Origin of the sequence: Paenibacillus cookii (genome assembly GCF_018333375.1) — a bacterium.
Lineage (GTDB): Bacteria > Bacillota > Bacilli > Paenibacillales > Paenibacillaceae > Paenibacillus_AQ > Paenibacillus_AQ cookii.
On the sequence record NZ_BORW01000007.1, the window covers coordinates 1 to 15245 of the forward strand.

The window sequence follows — 15245 nt, forward strand, 5'->3', positions numbered from 1 at the left end:
CGGGTGTGGTAGACTTCACCTTAAGGGTGCTCCTCTCTTTGGGTGATGTGTTCTCGACAAACACCATTCTACCAAAGATTTGAGCACTTTTTCATATTTTCAAAGAGCAGTACTTTCGAAATTCAGGATTAATACTAATATTACAATACTTTAGGGTGCATGCAAAGAAAAACCGTCTCCGCGGCGTGGGCCGAATTTGAGACGGTAAAATTGTGCCATGCCCCTTGCCCCGCCCTTTTCCATCCCATGTTTGAGCAGGCGGGAAGCAGGTTATGTTTTACATGTAGTAAGGATTTTGAGCGTTTTGCTGCGGAGGCTGGATTTGCGCGGCCTGCGCGTATTGCCCCATGTTGGACGTTTTTTGCTGCACGAATTGCCGGGTTTTTTGCTGCGTGTTCCGCGCACTCTGAACCTGCTTGTCGAGATCCTGGCGCAGGGCCTTGGAGGAAGTCGAGTACATGTTGAGCTGCTTCATCAGGTTATAAAGTTCGCCTTGCATGCGGAGCGTATCGTTGGTCAGCTGCGTGAACAGGTTCCGAACGGCCGGGCAGGAGGACTCCGTCGTCGCCGTCGTATATTCCCTTACCGTCCGTTTCAGGTCTGCGAGGATGGTGTAGAGCAGGTCCTCATCCTGCATAAAGGCGGAATTGCCGGATTGTTGATAGTACATCTATGCGTGCCTCCTTTGGAATTTATTGCTGCGGCTGCGTCGGCGCAAGCGGCTGATGCTGCTGCAGCGCTTGGACGAGCAGGTCCAGATGATGGTCCATCGAGCGGATATACTGCTGCAGAGCCTGCTGAATCGTCGGGTTTTGGGTCGTGGCGCACGTCGCGGCGCACTGCTTGATCAGCAAATCTTCATTGGATATCGAATCGACGATATACTCCAGTTCTTTGCCGGTGATCGGCTGCATTTGACCGGATTGCATAACGTTTTTGCCTCCTCTGGGGATATTTAACTCGTGCTTATTATATCCCGGTCATTTTTTTCTATGTGCAGCCGATAAACGGCATGAGATCGAGAAATACTGAATGGGGAGCAAACGAGGCTGGTATCTAAAGGGAAAGGAGCGAAAAACGATGATCTTGAACAGCGGAAATCCGGCGTGGCCCCATACGCTGAAGCCCGCACCCGAATATCCCGTGCTGGATCAAGACGTGGATTGCGATTTCCTCATCGTCGGCGGCGGGATGAGCGGCGCGATGATGGCCTATCAACTCGCGGCGCGCCACCAGAACATCGTACTCATCGACAAAAGAAACATCGGGGGCGGCAGCACGGCGGCCAACACCGGTTTGCTTCAAAGTTCGAACGACAAATCCCTGACGTCCATGATCCACACCTTCGGCGAGGAGATCGGCGTCGCTTTCTATAAAAAGTGCGAACAAAGCATCCGACAAATCCGGGAGATTTGCGCCAAGCTTTCGCCGGGACTGGAGTTCGTCCCCCGCAGCAGCCTGTATTTTGCCAGCAGCGAAGACGACGTGGAAATGCTCCGGGAGGAGTATCGAACGCTTAGAAAACACGGTTTCCAAGTGCAGTACTGGGATAAACAAGAGATCGGAAAACGCATGCCTTTCACGAAACCGGCCGCGCTTTACAAGGACGGCGACGCGGAAGTCAATCCTTACCGCCTGGTTCACGCTTTGGTTAAAGCGGCGGCGGAGCAAGGAGCCGGCATCTACGAACAGACCGAAGCGGTTCACTTCGAATTCGCCGAGCACGGGGTCACTTGTTATGCGAACGGCAAGAAAATCCGCGCCAACAAAGTCATTTTTTCGATGGGGTACGAAACACAGGAATTGAAAAAGGATAAAAACGCCGTCATCAACGTTTCTTACGCCGTATTGACCAAACCCGTCGGCGATTTGTCCGATTGGCATGAACGCTGTTTGATTTGGGAAACGGCAAGGCCTTATCTCTATATGCGGACGACCCCGGACAACCGCATCGTGGCGGGCGGACTGGACGAGTCCCCACCGGCCCCGGAGAAACGCGAAGCCCGCCTCCTGCACCGGACGAAGGTTCTGATCGAAGAAATCCGCAAGTTATTTCCCGCTTACGCCCGCCTTGAAGCGGATTGCGCGTGGGCTTCGATTTTCGGGACGACCCATGACGGAATGCCGATGGTCGGCCCGCACCCGGATTACCCGAATTGTTATTTTATCGAAGCGTACGGCGGCAACGGCACGGTCTACTGCATGATCGCCGCGGATTTGCTGGGGGACGAGCTCACAGGCCGGCCGCGCCCGGAACTGAACATGTTTTCCCTCCAGCGGAGCAGCAAACCTTCGCCGTCCGACTCGTTGACGATTCGTTGACATGGAAAAGCAGGCCAACGTCATCTGTTGACATCGCCTGCTTTTGCCATTCCCAACCTAATTTCGATGCGGGTTCCCCGGCCAAGCTCGCTGTCCACATCGATTTTGCCTCCGTGCGCCTGGACGATATCGTGCGCGATGGCCAGGCCCAGGCCCGAACCCTTGTGCAGCTCGCCCGTATTGGTCCCGCGATAATACCGGTCGAACACGCGCTCCAGTTCTTCCTCCCGGATTCCTTTGCCCTGATCCTCCACGACGATGGAGACCGTTCCGCCGTGTTTCTCTACGCTGACTTGAACGGCCGTATCCTCCGCATTATGAACGACCGCATTATAAATCAAATTGCTCACGGCCCGTCGGATCAAAATTTCGTCCACATCCATGATGACCATCTCGTCGCTGTACCGAAAATCGATGTTTCGGCTCCCGTAGCGCGCATCGTTCAGCATGTCGATGACGGTATTCCGGACAAGGCTTACGAGATTCGCCTGTTTTAGGTTGAGGGATATGTTTTTGTTTTTCAGGCGGGTCGACAGGTTCAAATCCTCGATGACGTCTTTGAGGTACAGCGATTTCCGCTCGATCACTTCCGCATACTCGCGCATCTCTTCGACCGTAAACTCGTAATCCTTGTCCCTCATCATCTCCGCGTATCCCTGAATCGATGCGAGCGGCGTTTTGATGTCATGCGTAATGTTCGCGATCCATTCCTCTTTCATCCGGTCCAGCTTTTTTCGTTCCGCTTCGCTTGCGCGCAGTTCCTCGCTTAACACGTTTACGTTATAAAACACGTCCTTGTAGATGCCTTTGGCTTCATACCGGATCCGGTAGTTTTTATGGGCCAGCTGCTTAATCCCGTCAATCAGGGCGTGAAGCGGCCGGGTTAACCTTTTGCCGAACAGGTAAGCGATGCAAAGCGCGATGAAGCCGTCGACGCATAGCACGGTCAGGATTCCGATCTGCAGGAAGCGCCCCACGGACCGGATATCGTAGGTAAATATGTTTCGTTCCAGATAAGGATTTTGAAAGCCGATCAAATAGCTGTAGCGTTTGCCGTCGATCGCCTTTTCCCCGATAAAAACCGTCGACATCAGCTCTTTTTCCATATACTTGTAAGTCTGGACGATATCCAGCGGCGTATATTTGGTTTTGGCCCCGGACGGTACGAGATAGCCATAAACCTGCCTGCCGTTATCGTCCAAAATTTGAATCCAGGCGCCATGGCCCTCCAGCGTTTTCTTTCCCTGCTCGGTGATGGCCATCCCCGATCCGGAAACGACGATCTCTTGGGCGAATGAGCGCGTGATGCCCTCGGCCGAATCTTCTCCGTATTTGAGCGGGGATTTGGGGGATACGTTATGGTATATATACAACCCGGCCAAAATCAGGAAGTTGATGATAATGACGATGACGACGATCAGGACGACGGATGCCAAGTACCTGCCGGTCAGCCTCCATTTCATCGTTTCGTTTCCTCCAGGGCGAGCTTGTACCCGAGCCCCTTCACCGTCACCAAAAACTGCGGATTCGAAGGATCATCCTCGATTTTTTCCCTCAGCCGCCGGACATGGACCATGACCGTATTGTCGTATCCGAAGGATTCCTCTCCCCATACTTGGTCGTACAGGCTTTCTTTGCTGATGATCCGGTTCGGGTGCTTGAGCAGATGGGTAAACAGCCCAAGCTCCTTCGGTTTGAGCTCGATGATTTCGCCGTTTTTTTTCAGTTCGAATGTTTGTTCGTTGAGCTCGAACGGACCTGCTTTCAGGATGCGGTCCTTTTTCTCCTCTTCCGGCACGGCCTCCGCTCTTCTAAAACGGGCTTTGATCCGGTAAGCCACTTCCTTCGGGCTGAACGGCTTGGTGATATAGTCGTCGCCGCCGATGGCAAATCCGAGTATTTTATCGATTTCCTCGGTTTTGGCCGACAAAAAGAAAATCGGCACGTTCGAAACGCTCCGGATTTGTTTGCAGACGTCATACCCTTCGCCGTCCGGGAGCATGATATCCAAAATAACGAGATCGGGCTGCTTGTCCTGAAACTTGCGCCAGCCTTCGTTCGCCGTAGCGGCGGTATGTACGTGCTCGAATCCTTCCTTGATCAAAACCGTTTTCAGGAGCTTCAAAATATCTTCTTCATCGTCCACGATCAGTATTTTTTGGCTTAGCGACAATTCCGTTCGACCTCCTATTCTAACCATGCGGAACAAAAAAACCGCGAGGCCGCTCCCCGCGGCCTTGCAGTATCATCTTCCCCGCCCTGCCAATTACTATAACCATAACTTGAAACCGGCGTTTTGGCTAGCGGCTTGCTTGATCTTATTCTTCTCCGAAAAATTTCGCGATCGGGTTAGCGATCTTTTTGTCTGTTGCGATTTGGCCTGTTTTGTTCAAAACGTAATACTGATAAAAGTCGGTGCTAAAGTTGAGTGCTCTCAAGCATTTGCTCCGCAAACGGCTCGACCGCGTCGCTGTTCAGGGCGTCACCGTTCCAGAAAAAATGCAGCAGCAGGCGGTTTTGATTGTATGGATGTTTAATGACATAAGCGCCTGAAGATGCCTTTTGGTTCATCTTGCCTTTCCAGTCGAAGCCGATGGCCTTCGATTTCTGCATGATGCCGGGTTTAAGCGCCTGGATGAGTCCGTTCGTTTTCGCGCTGCCGATGGCAATGATATTGCTGCTTGGCAGCTCTTTTTTCAGCTTTTTCTTAAGTGTTTGCCGGTCGGAAACGACCTCGTATGGAATGCCCATGATCCCAAGCGTCCCTTCAAGCTGCGCCAAGATCGTTTGCTGCTGTTTTTTCGCTTGGCTGCCGGCCTGATCGCTCACCACGATCGTCAACGGTTCGCCCTGCAGCGCCTTATCCATGATGCGGCTCATCGTTTCCGCCGGCAGATTCGGAATTTGGGACAAGGAAGAACGGTACGAAGTTTTAAACTGTTCATGCCAAAAAGCGGCTTCTTCCGCCTCAGACAATCGGTATTCGGGCTTTAGGGCAAAATGCGGATCATGCAGGATCTTGTCCATTTCCTTTCGCGACTCATCGCCGAGCGTATCCTGGATCGTCTGCAAAAGCCCTTCGATCGTCGCGTTTTTGAACTCGTACCGTTTGAAATATTCTTTCATGAACATGTCGAATTTCTCTTCGCCCACGTTCCGGTACAGCTGGTAAATGGCCTGGCGTCCTTTATTGTAAAAGGTTGGACTCTGCAAGTCTCCTACTTCCGTATTGGTTCCGGCGATCGGCTTATCTATGGAAGACAAATCGTCGATTTGGATCGATTTGAACCCGTTTAAGTCGTCCCCTTGTTTTTCCGCAAAATAAACCTTCGAAAAATCGGCAAATCCTTCATCCAAAAACGATTCTTTCTCCGAGTTGTTGCCGATCAGGGCATGAAACCATTGGTGGGCGATTTCGTGCACGAACACGTAATCATGGGCCGGGTCGCTATTCGGCCGGATTTGCCCCATTTGGATGACCCGGGCAAACTCGACCGCCACCCCCTCTACGTACGACTCCGCGATCCGGAACTCAGGATAAGGATATTTCCCGTATTTTTCACTAAAAAATTGAATCGCCTTAAAAGCGGTGTCGATGTATTCATCGACGATTTGTTTCTTGTCCGGCATATTGTCGAAATAATAATATTCAATGGTCAAGCCGTCACGCGTTATGCTCTCCACCTTATAATTCGGGCTGGCAAAAAAGACGAATTCCCGGGTGTTGTTCGCCACGGCAGACACGATTTGCCGGCCGGGCTCCTGCGGGTCCGCCTGCGTGGAGATCGTACCCGGCATCAGCAGCCGGTAGGAATCCGGCACGTTTAAATGAACTTCGAAATCCGAGGAGTCGTAATAATCGGTTTCGAAGATTTTGCTGTACGGCGTTTGATCCCACTCATGCTTCTCCTTGTCGTAGACCGACATGACCGGGAACCAATGTGCGCCGTTGACGATATCCTTGTAATAGGACAGGCGCTGCATGCCGAAAGGAATTTTCACCTCAAAGCCGATTTCTACCGTTACCGCTTCCCCTGGCTTTAGCTCCTGCTTCAATTCAACGGTCAGAGCCTGATTGCTGTTTTGGTAGGCCAATGCTTCCCCGCCCGCCGACGCACTCAAGATGTCGATGCCTCCAAGAAAATCTTCCGGCTTCTTCTGTGGATTTTCCTTTCGGATCTCCTCGTTGTTTTGCTCAAACATCGAAGTTTGGGTCGCTTTGGACCGGTTGGCATCGGCAAACGTATGGAAGACGATCTTCCGCAGCGTATCTTTGGACGTGTTCCGGTACGTGACCGTTTCTCTCCCTTGGATGCGCATGTTTTTTTCGTCGAGCCTAGCGTCAATCCGGTACGCCACTTGGGCTTGGGCATGCGCCTGCGCAGCCTCTACGGAATCCGCGGATGCCGCTGCCGGCGCGGCCAGAACATGACCGGCGCTGGCCAGCGGGCAAGCTGCAAGCGTAAATGCGAGCGAATAAGCCAGCGTTTTTTGGGATACGGTTTTAAAGGCAGTTTTTTTCATCGTTTTCTCTCCCTTGATCCAAAAATAAGATTGATATATATGAGCTTTAAGGCGGCGCAGGTCCCTATTTCCCGGCTGTTTCCAGCTTTCGTTTTGCCCCCTCGGGCAGCTCCGAGGCCTGCACCTCCTGGTAGGAGCTGACTTCATCCCCCTTCACATAGATTCGCAGGTACGCTTCTTTGCGCAGTTCTTTGAATGCGGTAAAGGCCAGGCTTTTTTCCTTCCCGTTAGCATCAAACCCCTCCAGGGTGTATTCGTAAGAAACATACTTTTGTCCACTGTCCGACTTATCTTCCACTTTCTTTCCTTCTTGGTTCACCTGAACGTAATATTGGTGCGCGCCCAGGCGGTTGATATTCACGTTTTGGATGAATACGATGAACCCGACCAGAACGATCAAAACGACGGCCAAAGCGATAATCCCTTTTTTCATTCCCGTTCACTCCTTATTTTGTATTGGTAACGATTTTGCAGTAAGCATGCACTGTTAAGAAATAATAGATCAGGTAGATGCAGACATAGATTCCCATGCAGCTGACGACCGGAACGACCAGGCTGGTCATCATCAGCTTCGATAAGGCCATCAACGCGACGGCGCAGTGGGCGATGCCGAAAGCAAGCGGCAGGGCAAAAATGAACAGTACCTGTTTGGCGACGGATTTGCGGATTTCCCTCTTTTTGACGCCGATTTTATGCAAAATCAAATAACGGGCTTTATCGCTGCTGGCTTCCGTCAGCTGTTTGAAATAAATGATGCTGCCTGTCGCGGCCAGGAAAACCAAACCGAGAAATCCGCCCATAAACATCAGCAAGCCGCTGGATTCCATCCCTCGCGCATATTGGTCGTAAAAGCTCGAAAGCTCCGCTTTCTCCGGCAAGATGCTTTGAAGCTGCTTCGTCAGTTCCTTCGCCTTGTCCTGGCGCGAAATGCCGTAAGCTTCAATCGTAGTCGTTTGGGCCTTCGGCTGAAGGGCCGCAAACATCTCGTCGCCGACGACGATGGTCGAGTAGACCGTTCCAAGGTTCAACACGGTGTATTCTTTGAGCGCTTTGAACCGGATGGCTTCGTTGATGCCTTTTCCCTGCAGCTTGACCGTCGAACCCACGTAGTCCGGGGAAATGCCCTCCATGTACGCCGGATCCAGCACCGCGGCTTCGCTTCCTTCAAGGCTGACGAAGTCGTCCCGGCCTTGCAGTTTCGCCAAACGGTTAAAATCTCGGCTGGCAATCACGCTGTACGTTTGCTCCATCGAACCTGCGTTTTGCTTCAGGCCGGAGATATCGGCATCCACTTCAAGAACAGGAACGGACTCGTGGTAGAGCACTTTATGCCCCGGAGCCTGCCCGATCGCCTGATCGGCCTTGGCGGTTGTTTTTCCGTCCACGCCGATAAACGTAAAGCTGTTCGGATTCGCCATCTCCGCGTTCAATCGGTTGTTGTAGTACAAGCTGTACGCCGTTCCCACCGCCGTCAGCGTCGTCGCGCTCAGCACCGCAATGACGGTCAGCGTGCGGGCATTCCCTTTCATCCGGTACAAAAGCTGGGACGTGCCGATCAAATTCAGGCCCTTCCAGTAGCTTTTTTTGTTTTTGCGCGACAGCTTCAGCAGCGAGACGGTCAACGTGTTAAACAGCAGATACGTGCCCAAAATGACGGTGATCAAAATGACCAGCGGCGTCAGCATAAAACCAAGCGTTGCCCAAGCTTTTGACGTGACCAGGTTTTGCAGCGCGAGCCAGTAGCCGAAACCGATCAGGATCACGGACAGCAAAGCGATCAGGACGGAAGACTTCGGTTCCTTTTCGTGCTCTTGATCTGCCTTGAACAGCTCGATCAGCTTGAAACGATAGATCAGGCGATAGCCTTGGACCGACGTGATCAGCGTGATAATCATGAACACCAGGAACGTATTCAAGATTGCAGCCGGGGAAATGGAGAAATTCGCCACAACGGAATAACCCATCACCTTCATCAATATCATGACGAAAAACCGGCTGAGCACCGATCCAAGCGAGATTCCGACGATCAGGGCCAGAATGCCCATCAGGAAATTCTCGTAAAAAAGCATCCGCCCGATCTGTTTTTTGCGCACGCCAAGCAAGGAATACAGCCCGACCTCTTTTTTGCGCTTGCGGGTAAAAAACGAATTCGAATACCAGATGAAAATGGCCACGAACACGATCAGCACGACCGCCGCCCCGCTGAAAGCCGAGCTGATTTTCTGCGATCCGTCCGATGCCGACTGAATGGTATTGTCGTATTTCAAAGACACGAAAGTAAAATAAATGACGATGCTGAAAATCATCGATGCGAAATAAAGAAAATAGTCGGTGAAATTTTTCCGGATGTTTTTCCCGGCGATCCTAAACAGCGTCATGATGTTCACCTCCGAGCGAAGCCAGCACCTCGAGAATCCGTCCGAAAAACTCCTTCCGCGTTAATCCGTCCTTATGAAGCTCCCGGAACAGCCGTCCGTCGTTGATGAAAATGACCCGCTTGCAGAAACTCGCGGCATAAGCGTCATGCGTTACCATCAGGATGGTTGCTTGGTTCCCCTGGTTAAGCTTGCTTAAGCTTTCGAGCAGACTGGTCGCCGATTTCGAATCAAGCGCCCCGGTCGGTTCGTCCGCCAAAATGAGGCTCGGATTCGCCACGATCGCCCGCGATGCCGCCGCCCGCTGCTTTTGGCCGCCCGAAATATGGTACGGGTACTTGTCGAGGATCTGGCGGATGCCGAACGTATCGGCGATGGCCTCCACCCGCTTTTCGATCTCTGCCGCAGGTACCTTGGACAGGGCCAGCGGAAGCAAAATGTTTTCCTTGACCGTCAGCGTATCGAGCAGGTTGTAATCCTGAAAAATAAACCCGAGTTTATTCCGGCGGAAATCGGAAAGCTTCTCTTCGTTCATGGTGACGATGTTTTGCCCGTCGATCGTGATTTCCCCGGACGTCGGGGTATCGATCGTGGAGAAAATGTTCAGCAAGGTCGATTTGCCGGCGCCCGAAGGGCCCATGATGCCGACGAATTCGCCTTCTTCGATGCTCAGGTCGATGTTTTGCAGCGCCGTATATTGGTTTCCTTTTGTACCAAAGGTTTTGTTGACGTGTTTAGCTTGGAGTATCGTTTTCATTGGTGTTCTCCTTATATGAATCATTTTTTGGCCTACATATTTTGGGTTCCCTATGCGAGATGCGCTACAGGAAGTAGGAGTTGAGTTGATCACAAACCTAATCTTAAAGCCCGAACCTTACAGCGTTTTAATCCCAACCTTACAGCAACCTTAAATTTAAAAATAAAAATAGCCCCAACAAATGGGGCAACAAATGGGGCCGGAATTCGCAACCGATTCAGGCAACTGTGCGGGGATCATCCCGAACAGGCACAAAAAAAACCCGGGACGCTGGTTAAGCGTTACCCGGGGGGGGGGGGTTGGCAAATGGATGTGCTATTTGTTGGTTACGGCCGACTTCTCCGCCTTCAGCAGCTTGCGGACGAATATCCAGCTGGCGATCGGCGATGCGCCGAGGACCAGCATCAGCACCGTAATGGTCAGCGGCGTCTTGCTCACCATCAATACGGCGATAAAAATAAACGTCCCCAACAGCCGGCCGGCCATCAGGCTCAGCTCGCGCAGAACGACCAGCTCGACCCGTTTCTCCACCGTTTCGTCGCTTGTGCCCATCAGGTCAAACCCCGACGATATCATCGGCAAAATGTACAGCGGCATAAACACGGACGTTCCGATCCCGAACACGAGCAGCGTGCCGTAGCCGGTTTTCCAGAGCAGCGGGACGATGACGATCCACAGCAGCAGCGCTCCGACAAGCATCCCGGCGCTCCGGAACCTGGGCTTGAACCATTTTCCGGCAAGCCAGTATGTCAGGAGCGAGATGGCGGACGTGATGAGGGTAAACTGTCCCAGCTTGGACTCCTGTTTCGTCGCCACGAAAACGAGCAGGCCGATCAAAAAGGCGAACACGCCTTCGCGCACCCCTTGCGCGATCAGTCCGGGGGCCATCAGACGCCACGGATTTCCTTTGCTCCGCAGCTGCGCGATCGGTTCCATCCAATGATAGCCGCTGCCGTTTTTCCGCTTTTTCAGAAAAAAGCTTAAGACGACGCAGAGACCGTAAATCGCCAGCGAAATGGTAAATACGACCCGGTATCCGCGGTCGCCTTTGAGCCATGTAATCAGCAGCCCCGAGAACCAAGGGCCGACGATGCCGGTCACCGATCCGAGCAGCCCGACCCAGCCGTTGAACAAATCGCGGTTGGCCCGGTCGGTCACTTCGAAATACACCACGTTAAACGAAAGCCAGAAAAGTCCCATCGCAATGCCGAGCAGCAGCCCCAGCGGCCAAATCCACCGGACGGCGTGAGGGCCTGCCCATAAAACGAAAAGATAAAACAAACCCGAAAGAACGATGCCTGCACGCAGGGCATTCATCTTGTTGTATTCTTTCACCCATTTGCCGCCCAGCCAGAAGGTAAGCCCGACAGCCACCTGCTGGGCGACGGTAAACCAGCCGATCATCGCGTAATCCTGCTTGCTTTTCCATAAGTATACATTCAAAAACGTGCCGGAAAGTGCTCCGGCCAACACGATCAACCCGTTCACGGCCAGCAAAAGCAGCGATTGGCGGTTCAAATGTGCCGTCGTTTTCATAAGTCCCCCCTTTGGATCGCCGGACATGCTCGGTCTTAACATGCCCCAAAGGGAGGGATATCATTTTGAAAATTTCAAACCATTCGGATGCTGCAGACCATTCGGATGCTGCAGATCAGGCCTTTTCCCGGCTTAAATGATCCACCATGCGCAGCCGGTCTTCCTCGGTCAAATTGGTTTCGACATGGAAGCAGCCGGTGCAGATATACATATTGACCCGGAAAGGAGGCTGAATGACCGGGGATTTCAGGGCGCTATATTGCGCGGGCTTAAAGCCGTCTCCCGTCACCTCCTGCGTGCCGGCCAAAATCATGTAATCGCGGCATTTCGGACATTCGGGCACTTCTTCCTGTTCATCCAACATCTTTTCCACGGTCTCCTCGTAATTCATCAGGTCGTGGCTTTCTTCGAATTTATCCAGCGTACGGATGGAAGGAGGGAGACTGTGACGCATATCCTCTTGCCCCCAAAACGCCGCAGCGTCCTCCTCATCGGCTTCGTCTTCCCAATCCACCTGCTCTTCGGGTTCTTCTTCCTCGTCGCCGAGCTGGATGTTCAGCGTACGGTACCCTTTCAATTCGTTCTGGCAGTGCGGACAGGTATCTTCCGGTCCAATTTCTTCGTCCCAGACGATCTCCGTCTGGCACCAAGGGCAAACGGTCGTTTCCATTGCCATTCATCTCCTCAATGATTCATTAAATAATAGATGCCAACGATAAAAAAGATTAAAGCGGCCACGAATAAAATTCTTATCAGGTTCTTCATGTTATCCCCCTAATAAATGCAAGCGCCGATCACGTAAGACAAGGATACCGAGATCAGCAGGGAAATGATCCCTACCGCGCGGTTATCATTCCGGATTTCCTCGTCGACCGAAAACACCGGAGTCAAAAACTCGAACAGCAAATATGCCGCAAACAGCAAAACAAAACCAAAAAACGCCCACTTCATCGTATCGTATATGGAGGTTTTCGCCTCGATGCTGTACCTCAACACGTTGCCGATGGCGAAAATTTTTCCGCCGGTCGCCAGAGATGCCGCGACATTGCCGCGGCTGATCTCGTTCCAGCAATTATACTTGGCCACCAGCTCGAACAGGTACAAAAATACGATCAAACCCAATATGGCTACCGAAAAATAACCGATCAGAATCCCAAGCGGATGGGAAAGCATCTGATCTACCCAGTTTTTCATCGTCCTGCCTCCTTCATATCTGCCCGCAGCCGCAGCCGGCAGCAGCCGGCCGTTTACTTCAGCTCCGCTACCGTCACGCCGGTTCCGCCTTCGCCATAGTTGCCCAGACGGAAGCTTTTGACGTGTTTATGCCTGCGCAGATAATCCGTAATCCCTTTCCGCAAGATGCCGGTGCCTTTTCCATGGATCAGGTAAACCTGCCCCAAATTGCCCAGGAAAGCTTCGTCGATGAAGCGGTCGACTTCGATCAACGCCTCTTCGAGATTGGCGCCGCGCAAATCCAGCTCGCTCCGGACATTCTCGTCCCGGGTCCGTTTGACGGTCGTTGCCTGGCGCTGAACCTGCTTGGCTGCCGCTTCATGCGTCTGAACCAGCTCCAGGTCGTCCAGACTGACTTTCATCTTCATGATGCCGAGCTGCACGACGGCTTCCTTCGATCCGGCCAGCTCGACGACATGGCCTTTCTGATTCAGGCTGTACACCATCACCTCGTCGCCCGCTTCGATTTTCCGCGGAGCTTTCGGCTGGTTTCGAGCTCCCGATTTTTTGCGCTGCTGCGGTTCGGCATCCTCAAGCCTTTTCCGCGCGGCGATCAGCTTATGCTCTTTGACCGAAGCGCCTTCTTCTTTCGCGAGCTGCCGAAGCTCTCCGATGATCTCCTCGGCTTCGCGTTTCGCTTTGGCAATGACCTCTTTCGCCTCGGCCTGCGCTTTTTCGATGTAGCGGTCGCGCTGCTGCTCGAGCTTCTCCAGCTCCTGCTGATGCCGGGTGCGCAGCTGCTCCATCTCCTGGCGCAGCTTTTCGGCTTGCTCCCGCTCCACTTCCGCGCCAAGGCGGTTTTCCTCGAGGGAAGCGATCATATGCTCCACGCGCTGATCCTCTTCATTGACTTGGCCGCGCGCAAAATCGAGGATCGGGTTCGGCAGCCCGAGCCGTTCCGCGATCGCAAACGCGTTGCTTCGTCCCGGCACGCCTACGAGCAAACGGTAGGTCGGGCTGAGCGTATTGACGTCGAATTCCATGCTGGCATTAATGACGGATTTCCGTTCATAGGCGTAGGCCTTCAGCTCGCTGTAATGCGTCGTTGCCACCATGCGGCAGCCGGTCCGGTGAATGTGCTCCAATATCGCGATCGCCAGCGCGGAACCTTCCGCCGGGTCGGTGCCCGCGCCGACCTCATCCAGCAGCACCAGGCTTTTTGGCGTCATGTTTTTCAGAATACGGATGATGTTCGTCATATGGCTTGAGAAGGTACTCAGGCTCTGTTCGATGCTCTGTTCATCCCCGATATCGGCGTAAATGGCGTCGAAGACGCAAAGCTGGCTGCCTTCCTCGGCAGGCACGAACATCCCCGACATCGCCATCAGGCTGAGCAAGCCGATCGTTTTCAGCGTGACCGTTTTGCCCCCGGTATTCGGTCCCGTCACGATGATCGAGGTGTAAGAGTTCCCCAGCTCGACGTCGATCGGGACGACCTTTTCCATATCGATCAGCGGATGGCGCCCTTTGCGAAGCTTCAGGAACCCCCGGTCGTTCATGATCGGCTTGGAAGCTTTCATGGCATGGGCCAGACGGCCCTTCGCAAAAATAAAGTCAAGCTGGCCGACCAAATCCAGGTCGAACAGCAGCAAATCCGCTTCCTCCCCGACTTTGGCCGTCAGCTTCTGCAAAATAATTTCGATTTCCCGTTCTTCCTTCATCCGGGTCTCGCGAAGTTTGTTGTTCATCGCCACGATCGATTCCGGTTCGATGAACAAGGTCGCGCCCGAACCGGATTGGTCATGCACGATCCCGCCGAAATACGAGCGGTATTCCGCTTTTACGGGGATGACGAACCGGTCGCCGCGGATCGTAACCAGCTGATCCTGCAGCATTTTCGCGACGGACGAGGAGCGGATCATGTTATCCAGCTTCTCGCGGATGCGCACTTCGCCGGAACGCAGCTCGCGCCGGATCTGGGCCAGCTCGGGACTCGCCGTATCCAGCACCTCCGCCTCATCCGATATGCACGCTTTGATGGCGTCTTCCAGCGCTTTTTGCTCCGAAATGTTTTCGCTGATGCCCGCAAGCAGCGGAAGCGGCTCGTCTTCATTCATTTGGGAAATAAAACGTTTGATGCGTCTTGCCCCGTATGTCGTGTTGCTGATCGCCAGAAGCTCGTGGGGATTCAGCGTGCCGCCGATTTTGGCCCGTTTCAGGGCCGCCGATACGTCGCTGATTCCGCCAAAGGTCGGCGTTCCTTTCAGCCGTTCCACGGTGTACGCCTCATCCGTGGCCTGCAGCAGCCTTTTGACGGATTCAAGGTCGGTATCCGGCCTTACGTTTTCCGTGATTTGTTTGCCCATGGAGGTCTGGGTATAGCCGGCGCATGTATTTAAAATCTTGCGGTATTCCAATGTATGCAAAATTTTATCGTCCAAGAAATTTCACTGCTCCTCTCATGCATCGGGATGGGCAGAAACGATAGCTTCTCCATCCGCCTCGATTCTGCAATCCCCATATCGCTCTTATTATATACGAAACGGCTGCGCCTTCGC

General features: G+C 53.1%; 13 protein-coding genes. 1 reads left to right on the top strand and 12 read right to left on the bottom strand.

All coding sequences use genetic code 11. The features are described from left to right. Positions 1–277: 277 nt before the first annotated feature. Both KI367_RS08900 and KI367_RS08905 read right to left on the bottom strand, forming a co-directional pair. Positions 278–670 carry a spore coat protein gene (locus tag KI367_RS08900; RefSeq protein ID WP_036708583.1) on the bottom strand — a complete coding sequence of 131 codons (393 nt, stop codon included), beginning with the start codon at positions 668–670 and terminating at the stop codon, positions 278–280. Between the two features lie 22 nt (positions 671–692). Continuing rightward, on the bottom strand, positions 693–929 hold the full coding sequence (locus KI367_RS08905) for a hypothetical protein (protein ID WP_212949062.1): 237 nt from the start codon (positions 927–929) through the stop codon (positions 693–695). A 151-nt stretch (positions 930–1080) separates the two neighbouring features. Between KI367_RS08905 and KI367_RS08910 the strand changes: the two genes are divergently transcribed. After that, positions 1081–2322 (top strand): NAD(P)/FAD-dependent oxidoreductase, encoded by a 1242-nt coding sequence (locus KI367_RS08910; protein ID WP_212949064.1) that lies wholly within the window; start codon positions 1081–1083, stop codon positions 2320–2322. A gap of 20 nt (positions 2323–2342) precedes the next feature. Here KI367_RS08910 and KI367_RS08915 read toward each other — a convergent pair whose 3' ends face one another. From KI367_RS08915 to KI367_RS08960, 10 genes are all read right to left on the bottom strand, one after another. Next, positions 2343–3785, bottom strand: coding sequence for a sensor histidine kinase (locus tag KI367_RS08915; RefSeq protein ID WP_212949066.1), 1443 nt, complete (start codon positions 3783–3785; stop codon positions 2343–2345). Beyond that, the gene (locus KI367_RS08920) at positions 3782–4495 is read right to left on the bottom strand and encodes a response regulator transcription factor (RefSeq protein ID WP_036708563.1); all 714 of its coding nucleotides are present in this window, start codon (positions 4493–4495) and stop codon (positions 3782–3784) included. Before KI367_RS08920 ends, KI367_RS08915 begins: the two co-directional genes overlap by 4 nt. A gap of 245 nt (positions 4496–4740) precedes the next feature. After that, positions 4741–6846, bottom strand: coding sequence for a M1 family metallopeptidase (locus KI367_RS08925; protein WP_246536798.1), 2106 nt, complete (start codon positions 6844–6846; stop codon positions 4741–4743). Between the two features lie 64 nt (positions 6847–6910). Next, entirely contained in the window at positions 6911–7279 is a 369-nt protein-coding gene (locus KI367_RS08930) for a YxeA family protein (RefSeq protein ID WP_212949068.1), read from the bottom strand. Between the two features lie 13 nt (positions 7280–7292). Further along, positions 7293–9224, bottom strand: a complete 1932-nt coding sequence (locus KI367_RS08935; protein WP_212949070.1) for an ABC transporter permease — start codon at positions 9222–9224, stop codon at positions 7293–7295. Next, complete coding sequence (locus tag KI367_RS08940) at positions 9211–9978, bottom strand: ABC transporter ATP-binding protein (RefSeq protein WP_212949072.1); 768 nt, start codon at positions 9976–9978, stop codon at positions 9211–9213. Before KI367_RS08940 ends, KI367_RS08935 begins: the two co-directional genes overlap by 14 nt. A gap of 315 nt (positions 9979–10293) precedes the next feature. Further along, positions 10294–11514 (bottom strand): MFS transporter, encoded by a 1221-nt coding sequence (locus tag KI367_RS08945; protein WP_212949075.1) that lies wholly within the window; start codon positions 11512–11514, stop codon positions 10294–10296. A 115-nt stretch (positions 11515–11629) separates the two neighbouring features. Continuing rightward, on the bottom strand, positions 11630–12184 hold the full coding sequence (locus KI367_RS08950) for a hypothetical protein (protein ID WP_036708554.1): 555 nt from the start codon (positions 12182–12184) through the stop codon (positions 11630–11632). Positions 12185–12288: 104 nt separating this feature from the next. Then, entirely contained in the window at positions 12289–12708 is a 420-nt protein-coding gene (locus tag KI367_RS08955) for a DUF350 domain-containing protein (RefSeq protein WP_212949077.1), read from the bottom strand. Between the two features lie 53 nt (positions 12709–12761). After that, entirely contained in the window at positions 12762–15128 is a 2367-nt protein-coding gene (locus KI367_RS08960) for an endonuclease MutS2 (protein ID WP_212949079.1), read from the bottom strand. Between the last annotated feature and the right edge of the window lie 117 nt (positions 15129–15245).

What these genes read in the sequence shown, in the direction of transcription:
- KI367_RS08900 (WP_036708583.1), bottom strand. Translation starts at nt 670, where the DNA reads ATGTACTATCAACAATCCGGCAATTCCGCCTTTATGCAGGATGAGGAC.
- KI367_RS08905 (WP_212949062.1), bottom strand. Translation starts at nt 929, where the DNA reads ATGCAATCCGGTCAAATGCAGCCGATCACCGGCAAAGAACTGGAGTAT.
- KI367_RS08910 (WP_212949064.1), top strand. Translation starts at nt 1,081, where the DNA reads ATGATCTTGAACAGCGGAAATCCGGCGTGGCCCCATACGCTGAAGCCC.
- KI367_RS08915 (WP_212949066.1), bottom strand. Translation starts at nt 3,785, where the DNA reads ATGAAATGGAGGCTGACCGGCAGGTACTTGGCATCCGTCGTCCTGATC.
- KI367_RS08925 (WP_246536798.1), bottom strand. Translation starts at nt 6,846, where the DNA reads ATGAAAAAAACTGCCTTTAAAACCGTATCCCAAAAAACGCTGGCTTAT.
- KI367_RS08930 (WP_212949068.1), bottom strand. Translation starts at nt 7,279, where the DNA reads ATGAAAAAAGGGATTATCGCTTTGGCCGTCGTTTTGATCGTTCTGGTC.
- KI367_RS08935 (WP_212949070.1), bottom strand. Translation starts at nt 9,224, where the DNA reads ATGACGCTGTTTAGGATCGCCGGGAAAAACATCCGGAAAAATTTCACC.
- KI367_RS08940 (WP_212949072.1), bottom strand. Translation starts at nt 9,978, where the DNA reads ATGAAAACGATACTCCAAGCTAAACACGTCAACAAAACCTTTGGTACA.
- KI367_RS08945 (WP_212949075.1), bottom strand. Translation starts at nt 11,514, where the DNA reads ATGAAAACGACGGCACATTTGAACCGCCAATCGCTGCTTTTGCTGGCC.
- KI367_RS08950 (WP_036708554.1), bottom strand. Translation starts at nt 12,184, where the DNA reads ATGGAAACGACCGTTTGCCCTTGGTGCCAGACGGAGATCGTCTGGGAC.
- KI367_RS08955 (WP_212949077.1), bottom strand. Translation starts at nt 12,708, where the DNA reads ATGAAAAACTGGGTAGATCAGATGCTTTCCCATCCGCTTGGGATTCTG.